The 16955-nt window shown below is 58.6% G+C and carries 17 protein-coding genes and 1 riboswitch; of the genes, 3 read left to right on the top strand and 14 right to left on the bottom strand.

The features are described 5' to 3' along the window. Nucleotides 1-32: 32 nt before the first annotated feature. Complete coding sequence (locus FOY56_RS01795; protein WP_146344076.1) at nucleotides 33-896, bottom strand: MBL fold metallo-hydrolase; 864 nt, start codon at nucleotides 894-896, stop codon at nucleotides 33-35. 272 nt (nucleotides 897-1168) lie between these two features. On the opposite strand from FOY56_RS01795, the gene FOY56_RS01790 reads away from it, so the two are divergent. Beyond that, nucleotides 1169-1381, top strand: coding sequence for a hypothetical protein (locus FOY56_RS01790; protein ID WP_146344075.1), 213 nt, complete (start codon nucleotides 1169-1171; stop codon nucleotides 1379-1381). Between the two features lie 14 nt (nucleotides 1382-1395). Here the strand turns inward: FOY56_RS01790 and FOY56_RS01785 are convergent, their stop codons facing one another. The 6 genes from FOY56_RS01785 to FOY56_RS01760 all read right to left on the bottom strand — a co-directional run bounded on the left by FOY56_RS01785 (nucleotide 1396) and on the right by FOY56_RS01760 (nucleotide 6738). Beyond that, the gene (locus FOY56_RS01785) at nucleotides 1396-1614 is read right to left on the bottom strand and encodes a hypothetical protein (RefSeq protein WP_146344074.1); all 219 of its coding nucleotides are present in this window, start codon (nucleotides 1612-1614) and stop codon (nucleotides 1396-1398) included. A 68-nt stretch (nucleotides 1615-1682) separates the two neighbouring features. Then, entirely contained in the window at nucleotides 1683-2336 is a 654-nt protein-coding gene (locus FOY56_RS01780) for an adenosylcobinamide amidohydrolase (RefSeq protein ID WP_146344073.1), read from the bottom strand. Then, nucleotides 2333-3091, bottom strand: coding sequence for an ABC transporter ATP-binding protein (locus FOY56_RS01775; protein ID WP_146344072.1), 759 nt, complete (start codon nucleotides 3089-3091; stop codon nucleotides 2333-2335). The genes FOY56_RS01780 and FOY56_RS01775 overlap by 4 nt, the downstream gene beginning before the upstream one ends. Further along, entirely contained in the window at nucleotides 3088-4068 is a 981-nt protein-coding gene (locus FOY56_RS01770) for a FecCD family ABC transporter permease (RefSeq protein WP_146344071.1), read from the bottom strand. Before FOY56_RS01770 ends, FOY56_RS01775 begins: the two co-directional genes overlap by 4 nt. Further along, entirely contained in the window at nucleotides 4068-4901 is an 834-nt protein-coding gene (locus FOY56_RS01765; RefSeq protein ID WP_146344070.1) for an ABC transporter substrate-binding protein, read from the bottom strand. The genes FOY56_RS01770 and FOY56_RS01765 overlap by 1 nt, the downstream gene beginning before the upstream one ends. Then, the gene (locus FOY56_RS01760) at nucleotides 4888-6738 is read right to left on the bottom strand and encodes a TonB-dependent receptor plug domain-containing protein (protein WP_146344069.1); all 1851 of its coding nucleotides are present in this window, start codon (nucleotides 6736-6738) and stop codon (nucleotides 4888-4890) included. The genes FOY56_RS01765 and FOY56_RS01760 overlap by 14 nt, the downstream gene beginning before the upstream one ends. A 134-nt stretch (nucleotides 6739-6872) precedes the next feature. Continuing rightward, a riboswitch (cobalamin riboswitch) is annotated at nucleotides 6873-7079 on the bottom strand. A 125-nt stretch (nucleotides 7080-7204) separates the two neighbouring features. Here FOY56_RS01760 and FOY56_RS01755 point away from each other — a divergent pair. After that, complete coding sequence (locus tag FOY56_RS01755) at nucleotides 7205-7465, top strand: DUF2312 domain-containing protein (RefSeq protein ID WP_146344068.1); 261 nt, start codon at nucleotides 7205-7207, stop codon at nucleotides 7463-7465. Between the two features lie 9 nt (nucleotides 7466-7474). Here the strand turns inward: FOY56_RS01755 and modC are convergent, their stop codons facing one another. The 4 genes from modC to FOY56_RS01735 form a co-directional block, all read right to left on the bottom strand. Continuing rightward, complete coding sequence (gene modC / locus FOY56_RS01750; protein WP_146344067.1) at nucleotides 7475-8563, bottom strand: molybdenum ABC transporter ATP-binding protein; 1089 nt, start codon at nucleotides 8561-8563, stop codon at nucleotides 7475-7477. Further along, on the bottom strand, nucleotides 8560-9258 hold the full coding sequence (modB, locus tag FOY56_RS01745) for a molybdate ABC transporter permease subunit (protein WP_146344066.1): 699 nt from the start codon (nucleotides 9256-9258) through the stop codon (nucleotides 8560-8562). Before modB ends, modC begins: the two co-directional genes overlap by 4 nt. Further along, a complete protein-coding gene (modA, locus tag FOY56_RS01740) occupies nucleotides 9255-10025 on the bottom strand; it encodes a molybdate ABC transporter substrate-binding protein (RefSeq protein WP_146344065.1) in 771 nt (256 codons plus the stop codon). Before modA ends, modB begins: the two co-directional genes overlap by 4 nt. 75 nt (nucleotides 10026-10100) lie before the next feature. Continuing rightward, on the bottom strand, nucleotides 10101-10976 hold the full coding sequence (locus tag FOY56_RS01735; protein ID WP_146344064.1) for a hypothetical protein: 876 nt from the start codon (nucleotides 10974-10976) through the stop codon (nucleotides 10101-10103). A gap of 195 nt (nucleotides 10977-11171) precedes the next feature. On the opposite strand from FOY56_RS01735, the gene FOY56_RS01730 reads away from it, so the two are divergent. Continuing rightward, on the top strand, nucleotides 11172-12008 hold the full coding sequence (locus FOY56_RS01730) for an alkaline phosphatase family protein (RefSeq protein WP_146344063.1): 837 nt from the start codon (nucleotides 11172-11174) through the stop codon (nucleotides 12006-12008). A gap of 66 nt (nucleotides 12009-12074) precedes the next feature. On the opposite strand, the gene FOY56_RS01725 is transcribed toward FOY56_RS01730, so the two are convergent. From FOY56_RS01725 to FOY56_RS01715, 3 genes are all read right to left on the bottom strand, one after another. After that, on the bottom strand, nucleotides 12075-12998 hold the full coding sequence (locus FOY56_RS01725) for an alpha/beta hydrolase (protein WP_146344062.1): 924 nt from the start codon (nucleotides 12996-12998) through the stop codon (nucleotides 12075-12077). 14 nt (nucleotides 12999-13012) lie between these two features. Next, complete coding sequence (locus FOY56_RS01720; protein ID WP_146344061.1) at nucleotides 13013-14902, bottom strand: acyl-CoA synthetase; 1890 nt, start codon at nucleotides 14900-14902, stop codon at nucleotides 13013-13015. Nucleotides 14903-15087: 185 nt separating this feature from the next. Next, entirely contained in the window at nucleotides 15088-16899 is a 1812-nt protein-coding gene (locus FOY56_RS01715) for an ABC transporter transmembrane domain-containing protein (protein ID WP_146344060.1), read from the bottom strand. Nucleotides 16900-16955 lie beyond the last annotated feature (56 nt).

The following is a 16955-nucleotide window of genomic DNA, read 5'->3' as shown; positions in this document are numbered from 1 at the left end:
GTTCCTTGTATCTCGCGCGTTTCGTCCAGCCGTCAGATTTTGTTGACTGGGATCTTGAGGAAAACATCGCCCTGATCATCCTCGGGCGGCATTTGGCCAGCACGCATATTCACTTGCAGCGACGGCAGGATCAGCCGGGGCATGCCCAGGGTCGCATCGCGGGCATCGCGCATCTGCACGAACTCATCGATGGATTTGCCCGACCCGATGTGGATGTTCAGAGCCTTCTGTTCGCCCACTGTGGTTTCCCAAGCGTATTCATCCCGGCCCGGTGCCTTATAGTCATGGCCGACAAAAACACGGGTTTCATCGGGCAACGCCAGAATTTTCTGGATCGACTGATACAGGGTCTCGGACGACCCACCCGGGAAATCGCAGCGTGCGGTGCCGAAATCGGGCATGAACAGCGTGTCACCAACGAAGGCAGCATCGCCGATGACATACGTCAGGCAGGCCGGTGTGTGGCCAGGCGTGTGCAGCACGTCGCCGCGCATCTGACCAATGTGAAAGCTGTCGCCCTCTTTGAACAATTGGTCGAACTGGCTGCCGTCGCGCTGGAATTCAGTGCCTTCGTTAAAGACTTTTCCAAAGGTGTCCTGCACAACTGTGATGTTGTCACCGATGCCGATTTTGCCGCCCACCTGTTCTTGGATATAGGGGGCTGCCGACAGGTGGTCAGCGTGGACATGGCTTTCAAGGATCCATTCGACATTCAGGCCTTCGGCTTTGACATAAGCGATCACCTTGTCAGCGGAATCGGTGTTGGTTCTGCCCGATGCGTGATCAAAATCAAGAACACTGTCGATGATCGCACATGCTGTTCCATGCGGTTCGCGGACGACGTACGACACGGTAAACGTGGCGTCGTCGAAAAATGCTTTTACAAAGGGTGTCATGCGGTACTCCGTTCGTTGTGCAACTTACATATATCTTTTTGTGAATGTGTTGCAAGAGATAAGGGCGCGACAAATGAGTTTTCTGTACTTGATGTGAGTCAAGGCTCAGACCGCGCGGATATGACAAGTATTAACCCGAAATTAACAGAACCTGCCCACTAATCCGGCAGTCACTGTGCGCTCAGTTGGGTAAATCCGGGATAACGGCGGAAAGTCTTCGAAACGTTACGCACGCGTGACAAGGTTCTACAAGTGACGGGAGGCACCATAACATGAAATCACAAAACCTGACCAAGGCCGAAGAACTGGAGCAACGGATTGCCGGTTGCACGATGGAGCAGAGGATTGCGCTTCAACCCGAGTTTTCCGAGCTTCTCAATCGAATGACAGCCGAAGGCGAAACCGCTCCGTTGCGTCTGAAACGGCTGGAAGCGTCGCTAAGCGATGAAGCTGTCGAAGCGCGATTCGACAATATGCCGGTCTGAAGACTGGCTTTTGATCAGCCGAGGAAGATCCCGAGGATCACCAGCATCAGGCCGATCACCGACAAGAACAGCGCGCCAAGGTTCAGCGGCAGCACCGATTGAACTGCGGCGCGCAACTCTTCATCCGTTAAATTGGCCCGGCGGGCGCGCATGACACGGATGATGCTCCAGACCAGCCCCAGAAGCCCGGTAAGAGACAGGGCGGCCCCGCCCCAGATCATGATGTCGAACATAGCGCACCTGCAATCGTGTTGATCGGGGCAGGCGGTACCCGATAGACGTCTCACGCGCAAGCGGTGCCTCAGTCGCAGTCCGGGCGGCGTACGCTTTCCATCCAGACTTTTGCACCCTGATATACGGCCGCGTAAACGGCTTGCCCGACGGCTTCTCCGATGGCGGTGTGCAACCCGGCAAAAGGTTCGTGCCCGGTCGGGGCTGCGACGGCGATGCAGTCGGTTCCAGTGCCTGTGGCGACCCCAGTCGGCAGGGCATAACCGGTATCAATTATGGCGGTGGTTCGGGCCTGTGTTGCAACAGACAGCGTTTCGATCAGTGCGGCTTGTGACAACCCCGCTGAGACTTGAACGGCAACGTTGATCGTACCCCAGTCCTTGCCGCTGCGGTCAAGACGGGTGCCGATCCTCTCGGCATTGCTAAGGCCGGTGGTCGCCACACAGAAGGCTCGTTGGCCATCGATGACGGCCTCGGCTGTTTCAAACGCATCTATTGTGCGCGAGGTCAGAAGTGTGACGGCATCTGTCTGTCCGCGCTTTTGCAACTGGGCGGTTAGCCAGGTTTCGACATTCAGATCCGGTGACAGGTCGGCATTGCGCACCTCACGCCAGACGATCCGGTCAGCCGTGACAAAGCCGGGGTGGGTGATAGACCAGCTGAGAACCTGATGCGGCGCGCCCAGATCACAGACCAGCCACGGGGAGTCTAGCGTCAGCTTCATTGGATAACGGTCATCGGCTGAAACACCGGGCCATCGGGCGTGTGTTGAAAAAATGCTGACACGCCAAAGACCTGTTCGACGTTTTCTGGCGTCAACACCTGCGCCGGGGGGCCGTCGGCGACCAAACGACCCCGGTTGATCATCAACAGCCGGGTGCAATGTCGTGCGGCCAGTCCCAGGTCGTGGATTGAGACCAGCACACTGTGCCCGTCGCGGGCCAGGCCGGAAAACACATCCATGGTCGCGATCTGGTTGGCTGGATCCAGTCCGGCAATTGGTTCATCTGCGATCAGCAACGGTGTATCCTGCGCCAACGCCCGGGCAATCAGGACGCGGGCCTGTTCGCCCCCCGACAACTGCGTTGCAGTCCGGAGCCGATAGGCGTCCAAGCCCATGCGATTGATCGCGGCATCAATGGCAACCTGATCCTCATGCCGAAGCTTGGACCCTCGCGGCAAATGCGGAATGCGGCCCAATGCGATCAATGTTTCGACGCTGACAGGCCAAGCGATTTCGCGCGCTTGCGGCATCCAGGCGACTTGGCGGGCGCGGTCATGGGCGGGCAGGGCGGCGAGTGAGGATTTGCCATCCGCCGCAAGCAACCCCAGTGCAGCCCGCAATAATGTGGTCTTGCCGGCTCCGTTGGGGCCAATCAGGCCAATGCATTCACCAGCCTGCACATCAAACGACACATGATCGACCACCGGGCAATCGCCGCGCCGTACGCTCAGATCTGACAGCGACAGAAGGGTCATGCGAATTCCTTCCGGGTTTTGAAGATCAGATGCAGGAACAGCGGTGCCCCGACCAGAGCCATCAAGACGCCAAGTTTCAGATCCCGGTCCGGCAGCAATTCGCGCACGGCAATGTCCGCCGCCAAGACCATTGCGGCCCCGCCAAGGGCCGAGGCCCACAGCAATGCTGATGGTCGCGCGCCCACAAGCGGACGCAGCAGGTGTGGCACGACTAACCCGACGAACCCAATCGCGCCTGCAACAGCCGTTGCCGCACCAACGCAGGCCGCAACGCCAAGGATCAGACGCAGACGCATCGCGGGCAGACGAATGCCCATCGCCTCGGCGGCATCTTCGCCAAGGGTCAGCGCGTTCAGGCCGCGCCCCAGGCTGAACAGCAATCCCCACCCCACCAGCATAAAGGGCAGGGCCAGCCATACATGGGTAAAGGACCGGTCGGCCAAGGACCCCATCATCCAAAAGACAATATCGGCTGCAGCAAACGGGTTGGGCGATAAGTTTAGCACCAGCGACGTGAGCGCCGAGGCCAAGGCCGAGATCGCGATGCCAGCCAGGATCAGTGTGATTGACGCCCCGCGCGGCCCGGCCAACGCAAGGATCAAAAGCACCCCCAGAACCGACATGGCCAGAGCCGAGATTGGCAGAGCCAATGCGAAGGACGCACTCAACCCGGTCTGGATCGCCAGAACGGCCCCCAAGGCTGCAGCCCCCGAAACGCCGATAAGCCCGGGTTCGGCCAACGGATTGCGCAGATAGCCCTGCATGGCCGCCCCTGACATGCCCAAAGCGGCACCGATCATCACGGCCAGCAAGGCGCGTGGCAGACGGATATCGCGCATCACTACGGTTAGCGGCGTGCCGTCGTCGACAAACAGCGCCCGCAGGCTTTCGGTGAACGAGGCGTTGGCATATCCGCTGACCAGCGCCCCGACGAAAAGCGTAAATACCAGCGTTCCCAGGATCAGGCCCAGACGCATCAGTCCTGCTCCATCGACAGGCGCAGGTCGCGCATCTCGCGCACCGCATTCAAAACCATCGGTGTACCGCAGATCCAGTCGCGGTCGGTCAGTGTTCCGGCGACCCGACTGTTGGTCAGACGGGCAAGGGCGGGATGTTCAAGATTGTCTTCGGCGCGGGCCTGACCGGGATAATCGCGGCCCTGCACGATCACTTCGGGCGACAGCATCACCAACTGTTCCAGAAACAAGGTGCCGCCATAGGTCATGCCCGCCTCGGATGCGACATTATCAAACCCGCCGGCGCGCAGAATGTCGCCCGCCAGCGTTCTGTCACCCATCGTATAGCTGTTGACGTAATACAGTGCCGCACGGGGGCGGCGGGGCGGGGCTTTGCTCAGCTCAGCCAGTTCTGCATTAAATGCGTCTATCATCGCACGCGCCTCAGACTGGCGTCCTAGGGCGACGCCCATCTGTGCGATCCGTGCGGGTACATCTGCAAGGGAGGATGCGGGGGCGAACAATTCGACCCGGATGCCGAGATCGCGCAGCATTTGCACGGTGGCATCGGCTGTGAACGTGCCTGCCAACACCAGATCGGGGTTGAGCAGAAAAACCTCTTCAGCGCCGGACCCGTTCACCGGCAAAGACTGCGCGGCATCCGCCATGGACGAGCTTTCGGGGTCGTGCGCCAGTTTTGACACCGAGATCAGCTGACCGGGGGACGCCAGCATCAACCCCAGTTGGTCTGTGCAAAGGTTGACCGATACCACCCGCTGCGGCGCATCGGCCAGAACTGCTGCGCCGGTCAGAACCAGCGCAGCAACAAGGGGTATGACCCTAGAAGCGCGCACGCAGACCTGCAAAGAGCGCACGGCCCGAGGCGTTGTAGCCTGCCGACGTTTCGTACGTTTCGTCAAACAGGTTCTCGACGCGTACGTACACCGCTGCTGTGTCGGTGACAGCGAAATTCAATGCGGCGTTCACGACGGTGTAATCCCCCATCACTGTTCCGAATTCGTCTGGACGGTCGGCAATATATTGCACGTTCAGATCGCCGGTCAGGCCGTTAGCAAACTGGGTGGACAGGCCGACCACAACGTCATGCCCTGGAACCCGCAGCAACCGGGCGCCAGTGGCATCCTCGGCATCGGTATAGGTATAGTTGCCGTACAAGCTGAACTCTTCCGAGAAATCGTACTGAGCAGACAATTCAATGCCTTTGCTGACCGAAGTTCCCGTTACCTGCTGATACTGACCGCCGATCCAGTTGCCCATATTGTCGAAAAGTGATGCAAACTGGATCAGATTGTCGATTTCGGTGTAAAAAGCGGTTGCCTTGACAAAGCCAACACCGCCGAACTGATGTTCAGCACCAAGCTCGAAGCTCAGGCTTTCTTCCGGATCAAGGTTCTGATTGCCGTAAAAGCTATTGTGCAATTCGTACAGCGACGGTGCCCGGAACCCAGTGGCAGCAACTGCGCGCAGAATGGTCTGATCCGACACTCGATAGGCGGCTGCGAGACGTCCGGTGACGTGGGTGCCAAAGTTCTCGTGGTCATCAAGTCGCAGCGACCCTGACAGGTCAAGATCGGTTGTCGGCGCATAAAGGATTTCAGCGAAAGCGCCTGCGGTGTCGACCTCGCCATTGTCCGCCCCGGAATCATAGCTTTCGTTCTGCCAATCGAAACCGAAGGAATACGTCACGATGTCGGATGGATCGTAGGTGCCCAAATAATCAAATCGGCGCCGTTCCCCCAAAAACGGCGTATCGAATCCATTCGAGCTGCTTACCCGATCATTCTTAAAGAATGTGCCAGAGATCGTATGGTCGAACGCCCCCAGATCCAATTCAGCATAGGCGCGAATAGCCCGGGTTTCGGTGGTGTTGTATTCGTCGAAGGGCGGAGTACCGTCGCCGCCGAACTCGTCGAAATCACCTTGGCTGTCCAGCGCTAAGGCAGCAACGCCAAACGTCAGGACGTCAGTGACGGCATAGTCGGCGGTGAAATTCAGCTGTGTTGCTTGGTATCCGTCTGGTTCATCGCCTGCAGCCCGGGACGAAAATCCATCAGTGATCACGCGCCCAATGGTAAAGCTGAGCCCGCCACGGTCAGAGCGAGACGCGATCGTTGCAGCCCCGCGCCATGTGTCAAATGTGCCGCCTTCGACAAATCCGGAAATCTGGGTGCCGTTTTCGACCGGTTGTGCCGATGTCCCAATGCTGACAACACCCGCAACGGCGCTGGATCCGTAGAGCGACGAACTGGACCCTTTGAGAAGCTCGAGACGGGTGATACCAGTGGTCGTCAGCCCGCCGAAGTTATATTGAATCTGGGTCGAACTTGGGTCGGTAACATCGATACCATCGACCAGAACCTTGATGTATTTGCCGTCAAGTCCACGAATTCGCAGTGTAGACGACGACCCCAAACCGCCATTGCTGCTGGACGATACACCGGGCAGCTTCGACAGAGTATCGATGACAGTGGTTTCGGGCGCGCGTTCGATCTGTTCCTGATCCAGCACTTCAACGGTCGCGCCGGTGCGCTCCAATTCGATAGGATCACCCGATTTCGACGCCGAAACGGTGATTGCATCCAGCCAGATGATGTCTTCTGCAAAGGCGGCGGGGGCGGTGGTCAGCGCAAGTGTTGATGCGCTGATCAATAGTCTGTTCATGCGGTTCATGTCTTTGGTCCTTTCCAGACCTTGTCGTACAGGATCTGTTTGGAAAGCTGCCGCATTGGCTGGCTCCCGCAAACGGTGAGTGAAACGTCACCACTACGGAACCATGCCGCCCACCAGACGCGCCCCGCGCCGGATGAAGGTGATCTGCTCTGGCAGGTCTCCTGACTTACGGGTCAACGCCTGATCGGGCCTTCCCAAACCGCATGCGGCTCAGTGGCATTTTCCGATCACGCTCTCCGCCTACAGTTGCGGGGGCAGCCGCGGACTTGGCACCATCGCGCCTCACCACGTTCCCTTTTCACGACGACTCACATCGCCGAACCAGAACATCGCGGTGATACGGGCACATCGATTGGCGATCAAGCGCTGTTGCGACCGGTCTGCACCCAATCCCGTCTTGCGGCGACTCCGCAACACAGGTATCCGGCAGGTCCATTGTTTTTGCTGTCCTGCTGGAGTGATCCGAATGTCTGAATCCGAAATCGATGCCAACTATCGCGTAACGGCCGGCGAACTGCGCCAGTTTATTGAGCGTTTAGAGCGGCTGGACCAGGAAAAGAGAGACCTTGCCGACCAGCAGAAAGAAGTCATGGCCGAAGCCAAAGGGCGTGGTTACGATACCAAGGTCATCCGCAAGGTTATCGCCCTGCGCAAGCGGGACAAGGACGATATTGCCGAAGAAGAAGCGGTGCTGGAAATGTACAAAGAAGCGCTTGGAATGTCGTAAATTCCGGGATTAGCCCGTGCCGATATCGGTGCGGGCAATCGATACTGATTTGATCACGGCATATACGTGGTCACCGGGTTTCAGCGCCATGGCATCTGCTGAGCGTCGGGTGATACGGGCCAGCAAGTGATCCTCACCGCATTTGATCTGTATGATCACACCGGGTCCGCCACCGGCGCGGATTGCGGTAATATCTCCGGACAGAATATTTAGCGCTGACAGCCCTTTAGGCGCTTCGCGTGACAGGATGATGTCATGCGCCAGCACCCGCACACGGGTCTGCAGGCCCACGGGGCGATCCATTTCGGGCAGGAACAGGCACCCGCCCGAGACCTGCAATTCGGTCAATCCGTCGGCGTGATGACGTATGATGCTGGCGGGTAAGACCGCGCCCGCCTCGCGCAGACCAAGCTGATGCACCATGGCCGGGTCCGACAGCACGGTTTCGGCAGGTCCTGACATTGCGACCCTGCCTTTCTCCAAAACAACAACCCATGTAGCCAGCCGCGCGACTTCGGCCACGGAATGGCTGACATACAGGATCGGGATCCGGGTGTGATCGCGCATCTTTTCGAGATAGGGCAGGATTTCTTCCTTGCGGGCGGGATCCAGGGCGGCCAACGGCTCGTCCATCAGCAGCATACGCGGGCGGGACAACAAAGCGCGACCGATGGCGACACGCTGCTTTTCGCCGCCCGACAGCGATCCGGGGCGGCGGCCAAGCAGGCCGGTGATGTCCAGTAGGTCGGCAACGTCGTCCAATGACGGGCTTTCGACGTTTGGACGCGAATACCGTTGGCCATATGTCAGGTTTTGTCTGACCGACAGATGCGGGAACAGGCGACCGTCCTGAAACACATAGCCAAGGTGCCGCTTGTGGACCGGCAAGTTGATCCGGGAGTCTGAGTCATACAGCGATTCGCCGGACAGGCTGATATGGCCCTTCTGAGGAGTCAAAAGCCCGGACACGGCATTGATGACCGTGGTTTTTCCGGTTCCCGATGGGCCGTAAAGCGCGGTGATGCCGGTTGGGGCGTCGAACGCCACGTTCAGCGTAAAATCAGCCAGCGGATGCGAAATTTCGACATGCAGGCTCATCCCCCGGCCACCCGTTTTGCTGCCCGACGCGCAAGGATTTCGGACAGGGCCAATGCGGTCATGGCCACGAAGACCGACACCAGCACCAGTCGCAGGGCTGCGGTTTCACCGCCGGGCACCTGCAGGAACGTATAAATTGCCGAGGGCAGGGTCTGGGTCTGGCCCGGGATGTTGGACACGAAGGTAATAGTGGCGCCGAATTCGCCCATCGCCTTGGCAAACCCCAGAACCGCCCCGGCGATGACGCCCGGCAGGATCAATGGCAAGGTGACGGTTGAGAAAACCTGCACCCGGGACGCCCCTAGCGTGGCGGCGGCCTGTTCGAGCTTGGGATCTACGGCTTCGATCGCCAGCCGGATTGCGCGCACCATGAGCGGAAAGGCCATGATCGCAGCCGCCAATGCTGCGCCTGTCCAACGGAAGGCGAAGACCAGATCGAACGTCTCGTAAAGCCACGCGCCCAGCGGCCCACGCCGCCCGAATGTCAACAACAACAGGTAACCGGTTACGACGGGGGGCAGGATCAGCGGCAGATGCACCAGCATGTTCAGCACCTGCTTGCCCCGAAACTCCCACCGGGCCAAGGCATAGGCGATGAAGATGCCCGGTGGCAGGCTTAGCGCAATGGCCCACAGCGAAACCTTAAGAGACAGGCCAACCGCCTGCCATTCTTCTGGGCCAAGCCAACCGGTCATTGAGGGATGCCCGCAGCGCCGAACCCATACCGGTCAAAAACCACACGGGCGGAGTCAGAGGTCAGATAGTCAAGAAAGCGGCGGCTGGCTGTTTGTCTACCTTCGGACACCACAGCCACAGGATACCGGATCGGCGGATGGCTATTGGCGGGAAAGCTGTCCAGTATATACACATTGGGGTCGGCCAGTGCATCGGTGGCGTAGACTATTCCCAACGGGGCTTCGCCCAAAGCGACCAGTCGCAATGCAGCCCTTACATTGTCGGTTTGCGCAATGTGTGGGGCAAGTTCGCTCCAGATGCCCAGACTGATCAGCGCCGCTTTGCCATAAATCCCGGCAGGTACCGCATCGACCAATGCCATCGCCAGACGCTCGCCTTTCAGGGCTGCTACCAGATCAAGGTCAGGTGAAATGGTCAGTACGCGTGGGTCAGATCCGATCAGGACCAGTGTGTTCGACAACAAATCAAGGCGCGTGCCGGGCACGATCAGCCCGTCTTCTTCAAGCACGTCCATCCATCCGGGGTTTGCTGAAATGAACAGATCCGCCGGTGCGCCTTGCTGGATTTGCCGGGCAAGCGCCGAACTGCCGCCAAAGGACACCACAACATCATCACCGGATTGCGCTTCATAGGCCTGCGCGACATCATCCATCGCGTTTTTCAGGCTGGCAGCGGCAAACACCGTGACATTGTCAGCCAAGGCCACTGAGGCCAGGCTGGCCGTCAAAGCCAAAAGGGAAAACAGTCGGAAGACAGGCACCATCATGACCCGTGAATGGTTGGTGTTCCGGACTATACCGGGGTCGCGTCCACTGGCAATTGGTACTTTCTTCCAGTCCCGTCACGGAGCGATGAAGTTGACCCCGGGAATCCGCTGAATTTGAAAGACGTCTTCGTCATAGATTTCGGTCAAGTCATCGACCAGTTCTTCGGTCCAGCCGGGCAGGTCAAGCTCTTCCTCAATCACATCTTCCTTGGCGAACTTATCAAGGAAAGCCACCATAACGCGGCGCAACTGCATTTCGTTCATGTCGGGCTGCTGCCGGATATAGGCCTGAAACCGCTTGATGCCTTCTTTGGTCATGATTTCGTTGAGCAGGTCAAAGTTGCCTTCGATCTTGTCGCCCATTTCAAGTCCGGCCATTTCGCGGATGATCTGGCCCCAGATCAGCGGCAGATCTTCGTTGCACCAGATGGTCAGCGGAACGTCAGGCGCTGCGTCACGGATCCGCATGATTGTATTGGACCAGCGCAGATCACGGGGGTCGAAAGAACTCAGAAGTTCTCGCACTCTGCGTCCGGAGGCTTTTTCCAAAAGGGCAGGCAAAAACGTGGCTGGATTTCGAACGGCCATGAACATTTCGACCTGGTCGAAATCAAACAGGCGTCGCAACTGCTGAATCCGCGACGCGGCTTGTGGATAGATGACGCCACCATCCAACGCATGGCGCTGCGACCCGAAGAAATGTGCATTCGACAGAACCAACCGATCCGCAACTTCATCGTCAAGAATTTCGTCGATCAGAATGTCGCGTGCGTCAGCTGCCGGGTTTCCGGTTTCAAGGGCCTGCAGCGCCTCTTTCAGGATTTGCCGGTATCTGCTGGGTCCGGGAACCGAAACCCCTTTGGGGGAAAACGTTTCCTTGTTACGCAACAAGCACTTGATGAGCCGCTCTTCGTCAGTGCTGTGGGCGCCGGTGTGGAAGATAATCTGCATGTTGCCGAAAAGGCCCGCCACAAGTTTGGGAACTGTCCGATCAGGAAGTAAACGGTCCTACCGGGTCAGTCAAACCCGTTTCCCACAATAGCGTAAGGGGCGACATTATGAGCCGGAAAACGCGTCGGGGCGGAAAGCGGTTGACAGCCGCCGGGTCAGGCGGCCTTCTCGACGTGAACTGAATGGAGTGAGCCGATGGACGGAAAGCTGTTGCTGATTATTCTGGATGGTGTGCCCTGGCGCAACTGGCGGCGGTTGTTTGGAAATCTGGAAGGCTGGGTCGATAGCGGTGACGCGAGGGTTTGGAAAGTCAGGGCTGTGCTGCCGTCGATTTCGGCCAGTTGTTATGCGTCGATCCACACCGGCGTCGCCCCGGCAGAACACGGCTGCACGGGCAACGGGAACGTTTTTCGGCTGAGCCATCCGGATGTCTTTAGCGAAGTCAGTAAGGCAGGGGGGGTGACAGGTGCTGTGGCGCATTCCTTTTGGTCACAGTTTTTCAACCGGCACCCTTTCGATTTCGTCCGCGATGTTGAATATGACGAACCCGATAACGGGACGATCAACCACGGCCGGTTTCACACCATGACCGGCTATGGTCTGGACAATCAGATGACCCCGTCGGATGTCGATCTGTTTGGCTCGCTGACAAACCTGTGCCTTCGGTTCGGGTTGAACTATGGCATGCTGCACACCTGTACGCTGGACAGTATGGGCCATCGGTTCTTTCACGAAAGTCAGCAGATGGATCACGCCTGCGCTGTAATGGACGAGATGCTGGCGCCGTTCATCCCAAAATGGCTGGCGGCGGGCTACGAAGTCATTGTTACCGCCGATCACGGTCAGGACGAGCGCGGGCATCACGGTGGGCGTGGCGCGTTGCAGCAAGAGGCGGCGCTGTATTACTTCGGACCAGCCAAGGGGCCGGCAGAGGATGTCGTGATTGATCAGCTGCAGCTTGCGCCGACGATCCTGTCGCGGCTGGGGGCGGAAATTCCGTCAACCATGAAAGCAGAGCCGTTTTTGTGGTAACGTGGCCTGGCTATATCTGCGAAGGGGCCCCGGGGTCTCTTTCACAAAAAGAAAGCGGCTCAGGGGTTAATCCCAGGGCCAGATATCCTGACCTAAAGCTTCAATAGCGACCGAAATGCGTTCAAAGCTGTCGCGGGCGCGCGTCGCGGCGTGCCGGGCGCGGACATAGCCGTGGACCAGACCCGGCTCGTCGATCCAGTGGACTTGGACGCCAGCGTGTTGCAGTCGGTCGTAATAGTCTCGGGCATCGTCTCTTAAGGGGTCAAATTCGGCACTGAAAATCACGGTTCGCGGCAAGCCTGAAAAATCGCTGTCCTGCAGTGGTGCAAATGTCGGGTCGTTTTGCGGTTCGGGACCGGTCAGGCGGGCATCGCGAAAGGCCAGCAGATCATTGCGGGTCAGAATAGGCGCATTGGCGTGTTCAACACGGGATCCGGCGTCGGTTTCATCGCCCAACCACGGGTAAATCAGGACCTGACCCCAGGTGCAGTTCAATTGTCCACGGGCGTGATGGGCCACGGCGGCGGCCAGATTGGCGCCCGCACTGTCCCCGACCAGAACCACAGGGTCGGAAAATGTTCGCGCGGCCCACTGCGCGGCGGTCCAACCGTCATCGAAAGCGGCGGGGTGAGGGTGCTCGGGCGCCAGACGATAATCGACGGCGACGATGCGATATCCGGTCTGGGCGCACAATTCGGCGCAGATGTCGTCATGGCTGTCCAGCCCGCCAAAAACAAAACCGCCGCCATGAAAGAAGAGCACGGTCCGCGTGGGGTGCCCGGCCAGGTAGACGCGGACGGGTACACCGTCCGCATCCAAGGTTTCGCTGGTAACGCCATCGGGATATCCATGGCTGAAATCGCGGCACTGGGCGTCATAGAGACGTCGTTTTTCTTCGACGGACAGGTCTGAAGACCCGTCTGGGTTGCGGTCTTCCATCTGTTGGAGGAACGCCTGGAGGTCGTCGTCGATCAGCGTCTTATAGTCCATTCACCGCGTTCCATTCAGTCGGCCCATTCCCAGGGGCGAATGAAGGCCCCCAGAACTTTGGCCACATCCTGCTCATCCGCGCCATTGCGGTCAAGTCGTGCGACAAGCCCGCGCTTCTTGTCGTCGACGACCTCGGCAACCCGTGCCTGGACACCGGATTTTTCAAGCGCGCCATTATAGATGCGGGTGATCGCGTTCTTGCGCAGATCGGGTTTGAATACCTTGCCGACGGCAGTTTTGGGCAGCTCGTCCAGGATCGTGATGTGCTTTGGTCGGGCTGCACGTTCATGCACATGGATCTGGGCGTATTCCATCAGCTCTTCTTCGGTGACGGATGCGCCGCCGACCAGCTCGACAAAGGCGCAAGGCACCTCGCCAGCATGGGCGTCGGGCTGACCGATGGCACCTGAAAAGGCCACCGCTTCGTGACCCAGCAGGGCCTCTTCGATTTCGGCAGGGTCGATATTGTGGCCGCCGCGAATGATCAGATCCTTGGCCCGTCCGGTGATCCAGAGATAGCTGTCACCATCGATGCGGCCCAGATCTCCGGTGCGCAGATACTTGTCGAAATAGTAGAGGTCGACGTTCTTTTCTGCCTCGGTATAGGTGTTGCCGGCAAAGACACCGGGGTTCGAGATGCAGATCTCGCCGATTTCATCGACGCCACATTCCTGTGGGCCATCCGGTGTCCCTTTAAGGATTTTGACATCCGTATAAGGGAAGGTGATGCCGATCGAGCCGATCTTCTTCTCGCCATCCACCGGGTTGCAGGACACCAGACAGGTGGCCTCGGTCAGACCATAGCCTTCGACGATTGTGACGCCGGTGGCTTTTTCGAACCGTTTGAACAATTCGACCGGCAACGGCGCAGACCCCGAGAACGCGGTTTTGACGCTGCTGATGTCGGCATTGACCGGCACCTGCATCTTGGCAGAAATCGCGGTGGGAACTGTTATGATAAATGTGATCTTGTAGCGTTCGATCAGCTTCCAGAAGTTGTCGAACACACCTTCGCCGCGATAGCCCTGCGGCGTCGGGAACACCACATGCGCGCCCGAAGAAATGGCGGCCATGACAATGACGTGGCAGGCAAACACGTGGAACAACGGCAGCGGACACATAATGTTGTCCTCTTCCGTATACAGCAGCGTGTGCCCCAGCCAGCCGTTATAGATCAGGCCGGAATATTTGTGCTGTGCGACCTTGGGCATGCCAGTTGTGCCGCCAGTATGGAAATAGCAGGCAACCCGGTCTTCCTGAATGTCTTCGAACGTCAGCGTCTTGGGCTGCTTGTTCAACTCCTTGTTAAAGCTCAGATAGTCGGCATGCGCGACCATTTCCTTGTTCTCGATCTTTGGCCGGATAAGCGGAACGATCCAGGATTTGGGCGGGGTCAGATAGCGGTTCAGGTCGATTTCGAGAACCGTGTTCACATGCGGGGCGTGACGCACAGCTTCGGCTACTTTTTGTGCCACATCCGTTTTCGGAAACGGTTTCAGGGTGACCACAACCTTGGCGTTGGTTTCGCGCAGGATGGACGCAATCTGTTCAGGTTCAAGCAGCGGGTTGATCGGGTTGGCGATACCGGCAACGGCGCCGCCCAGCAGGGTGATCAGCGTTTCGTTGCAATTGGGCAGAACGTAGGCGACAACATCGTTTTCCTTGATCCCGAGCGAGCGGAACAGGTTGGCGGCTTGGCTGACCTTGTCCTTGAGTTGAGACCAGGTAAAGCTTTCGACCTTGTCGGTTGGGCCCGACAGCAATTGATAACTGACCGCCTTGTTGTTGGGGAACTTGTCCGCCGTGTTCGACAGCATTTTGTACAGCGTCTTGGGAAGATCACGCTCTTCCCATGGCATTTCGTTTTCGATCGCGTTGCGATCGGCCAAGCCTGCAAAGCCCATTCTGTGGTTTCCTCCCATGAATGTCTGGTGTCGGAAATGACCGAACCGGACCTAACTTACAGGTCAAAATGGTGGGAAACCGGCTTCGGCGCAAGGCGAAGCGCCTGCAAATTTAATGTCGGAAACGCATGACGTCACGCAACTTGTGAACCCGGCCAGTCGGGTGTGCGCTGGCTTCCGCAGCGTTACAGTGGTGAAACACCGTCGGTGAATTGCAGTCGGGCAAGGCGGGCATAGAGACCGCCGCCTGAAACCAGTTCGTCATGGGTGCCCTGAGCGACAATCTGGCCCTCTTCCATCACCACGATCCGGTCGGCTTTTTTCACTGTCGCCAAACGGTGTGCAACGATCAGGGTTGTGCGGTCCGAGCTTAACTGATCCACGGCGTGCTGCACTGCGCGTTCGCTTTCGGCGTCCAGTGCCGATGTGGCCTCGTCCAGCAGCAGGACGGGCGCGTCCCGCAGAATGGCGCGCGCGATGGCGATGCGCTGTTTCTGACCACCGGACAACATCACGCCACGTTCGCCCAGATAACTGTCATATCCATCCGGAAGCGCCGAAATGAAATCGTGCGCGGCGGCGGCCTGTGCGGCGGCCTCAACTTCGGCATCAGTGGCGGTGGGGCGACCAAAGCGAATGTTTTCCTTGGCTGAACTGGCAAAGATCATCGGGTCCTGTGGAACCAGGGCGATATGCTTGCGGAAATCGTCGCGGGCCAGACTGGTCAGCGGCACACCGTCCAGTCTGATCTGTCCGGTCTCGGGGTCGTAGAACCGCAGGATCATCTGAATGATTGTAGTTTTGCCAGCCCCCGACGGCCCGACAAAGGCCACGGTCTCACCGGGCGCAACGTTCAGAGAAATGCCGTTCAGGGCCGCAGTTTCAGGGCGCGAGGGATAGTGGAAGGTGACATCGTCAAATGCAATCTCACCGCGAACAGGCAGGGCCAGCATTTGCGGCGCGTCAGGATCCTGTACGCTGTCGATACTGTTCAGCATTTCGACCAGTCGCTCGGTTGCGCCTGCGGCGCGCTGAAGCTCGCTCCAGATTTCGGACAGGGCGGCGACGGCGCCGGAAACCAGTACGGAATAGATCACAAACTGTACAAGTGTGCCTTCGGTCATAATGCCGGCGCGCACGTCGTTTGCACCGATCCAGAGAACGCCGACGATGCCGGAGAACACAAGGAAGATCACGATCACGGTCAGGAAAGCCCGTGTGCGGATCCGCTTGCGCGACACGTCATAGGACGTTTCGGTCAGCTCGGCGAATTTCGCTCGGCTGTCCGTCTCACCCGTGAAGGCCTGAACGGTCTGAACAGCGCTCAAGGCTTCGCCGGCGTTGCCCGAAGAGGCCGCGATCCAATCCTGGTTTTCCCGGCTGATCACCCGCAGGCGACGCCCCAGAACAAGGATCGGAACGATCACGGCGGGCACAATCAAAAGCACCATGCCAGTCAGTTTGGCCGACGTCAGCAGCATCAGAACCATCCCGCCAACAAAGATCAGGAGGTTGCGCAAGGCGATCGATGCAGACGATCCCACCACCGACTGGATAAGCGTGGTGTCCGTGGTGATCCGGCTAAGGACCTCTCCCGTCATGATCTTTTCGAAGAAATGCGGGCTCATCCCGATCACGCGGTCGAACACAGCCATGCGGATGTCAGCCACAACCCGTTCGCCCAGCTTGGTCACCAGCGCATAGCGAAGCCCGGTGCCAATAGCCAGCAAACCGGCGATGGCCAGAGCCGCCAGAAAATACTGATCAAGGATTTCACTGCTGCCGGTCCGAAAATTATCGACCACCCGGCGTACGGCCAGCGGCAAGGTCAGCGATAAACCGGATGTCAGGATCAGCGCCATGATCGCGCCAAACACCAGCGGGCCATAGGGCTTCATGAACGGCCAGAGCGAAGCCAAAATGCCGACCTTGCGCGAGGTTTCGCGTTCTTCGCTTGCTCCCGGGGCGCCGGTCGGGGCGGAACTGTTTCGGGCCATGTGGTGTCCTTTGGTCTTTCGATTGGGGCCTTGGCCCGGCGTCCTGTTCTTTTGGG

The organism is Falsiphaeobacter marinintestinus, from assembly GCF_007923355.1.
In the GTDB taxonomy this organism is placed as follows: domain Bacteria; phylum Pseudomonadota; class Alphaproteobacteria; order Rhodobacterales; family Rhodobacteraceae; genus Phaeobacter_A; species Phaeobacter_A marinintestinus.
Note: the sequence above shows the minus strand (reverse complement) of the source record. Positions and strands in the feature narration are given on the sequence as shown.

Excerpts from the sequence above, each read along its gene's own strand:
- FOY56_RS01795 (WP_146344076.1), bottom strand. The coding sequence starts at position 896 with ATGACACCCTTTGTAAAAGCATTTTTCGACGACGCCACGTTTACCGTG.
- FOY56_RS01775 (WP_146344072.1), bottom strand. The coding sequence starts at position 3,091 with ATGACCCTTCTGTCGCTGTCAGATCTGAGCGTACGGCGCGGCGATTGC.
- FOY56_RS01785 (WP_146344074.1), bottom strand. The coding sequence starts at position 1,614 with ATGTTCGACATCATGATCTGGGGCGGGGCCGCCCTGTCTCTTACCGGG.
- FOY56_RS01755 (WP_146344068.1), top strand. The coding sequence starts at position 7,205 with ATGTCTGAATCCGAAATCGATGCCAACTATCGCGTAACGGCCGGCGAA.
- FOY56_RS01780 (WP_146344073.1), bottom strand. The coding sequence starts at position 2,336 with ATGAAGCTGACGCTAGACTCCCCGTGGCTGGTCTGTGATCTGGGCGCG.
- FOY56_RS01735 (WP_146344064.1), bottom strand. The coding sequence starts at position 10,976 with ATGCAGATTATCTTCCACACCGGCGCCCACAGCACTGACGAAGAGCGG.
- modB (WP_146344066.1), bottom strand. The coding sequence starts at position 9,258 with ATGACCGGTTGGCTTGGCCCAGAAGAATGGCAGGCGGTTGGCCTGTCT.
- FOY56_RS01720 (WP_146344061.1), bottom strand. The coding sequence starts at position 14,902 with ATGGGCTTTGCAGGCTTGGCCGATCGCAACGCGATCGAAAACGAAATG.
- FOY56_RS01770 (WP_146344071.1), bottom strand. The coding sequence starts at position 4,068 with ATGCGTCTGGGCCTGATCCTGGGAACGCTGGTATTTACGCTTTTCGTC.
- FOY56_RS01730 (WP_146344063.1), top strand. The coding sequence starts at position 11,172 with ATGGACGGAAAGCTGTTGCTGATTATTCTGGATGGTGTGCCCTGGCGC.
- FOY56_RS01760 (WP_146344069.1), bottom strand. The coding sequence starts at position 6,738 with ATGAACCGCATGAACAGACTATTGATCAGCGCATCAACACTTGCGCTG.
- FOY56_RS01725 (WP_146344062.1), bottom strand. The coding sequence starts at position 12,998 with ATGGACTATAAGACGCTGATCGACGACGACCTCCAGGCGTTCCTCCAA.
- FOY56_RS01715 (WP_146344060.1), bottom strand. The coding sequence starts at position 16,899 with ATGGCCCGAAACAGTTCCGCCCCGACCGGCGCCCCGGGAGCAAGCGAA.
- modA (WP_146344065.1), bottom strand. The coding sequence starts at position 10,025 with ATGATGGTGCCTGTCTTCCGACTGTTTTCCCTTTTGGCTTTGACGGCC.
- FOY56_RS01790 (WP_146344075.1), top strand. The coding sequence starts at position 1,169 with ATGAAATCACAAAACCTGACCAAGGCCGAAGAACTGGAGCAACGGATT.
- modC (WP_146344067.1), bottom strand. The coding sequence starts at position 8,563 with ATGAGCCTGCATGTCGAAATTTCGCATCCGCTGGCTGATTTTACGCTG.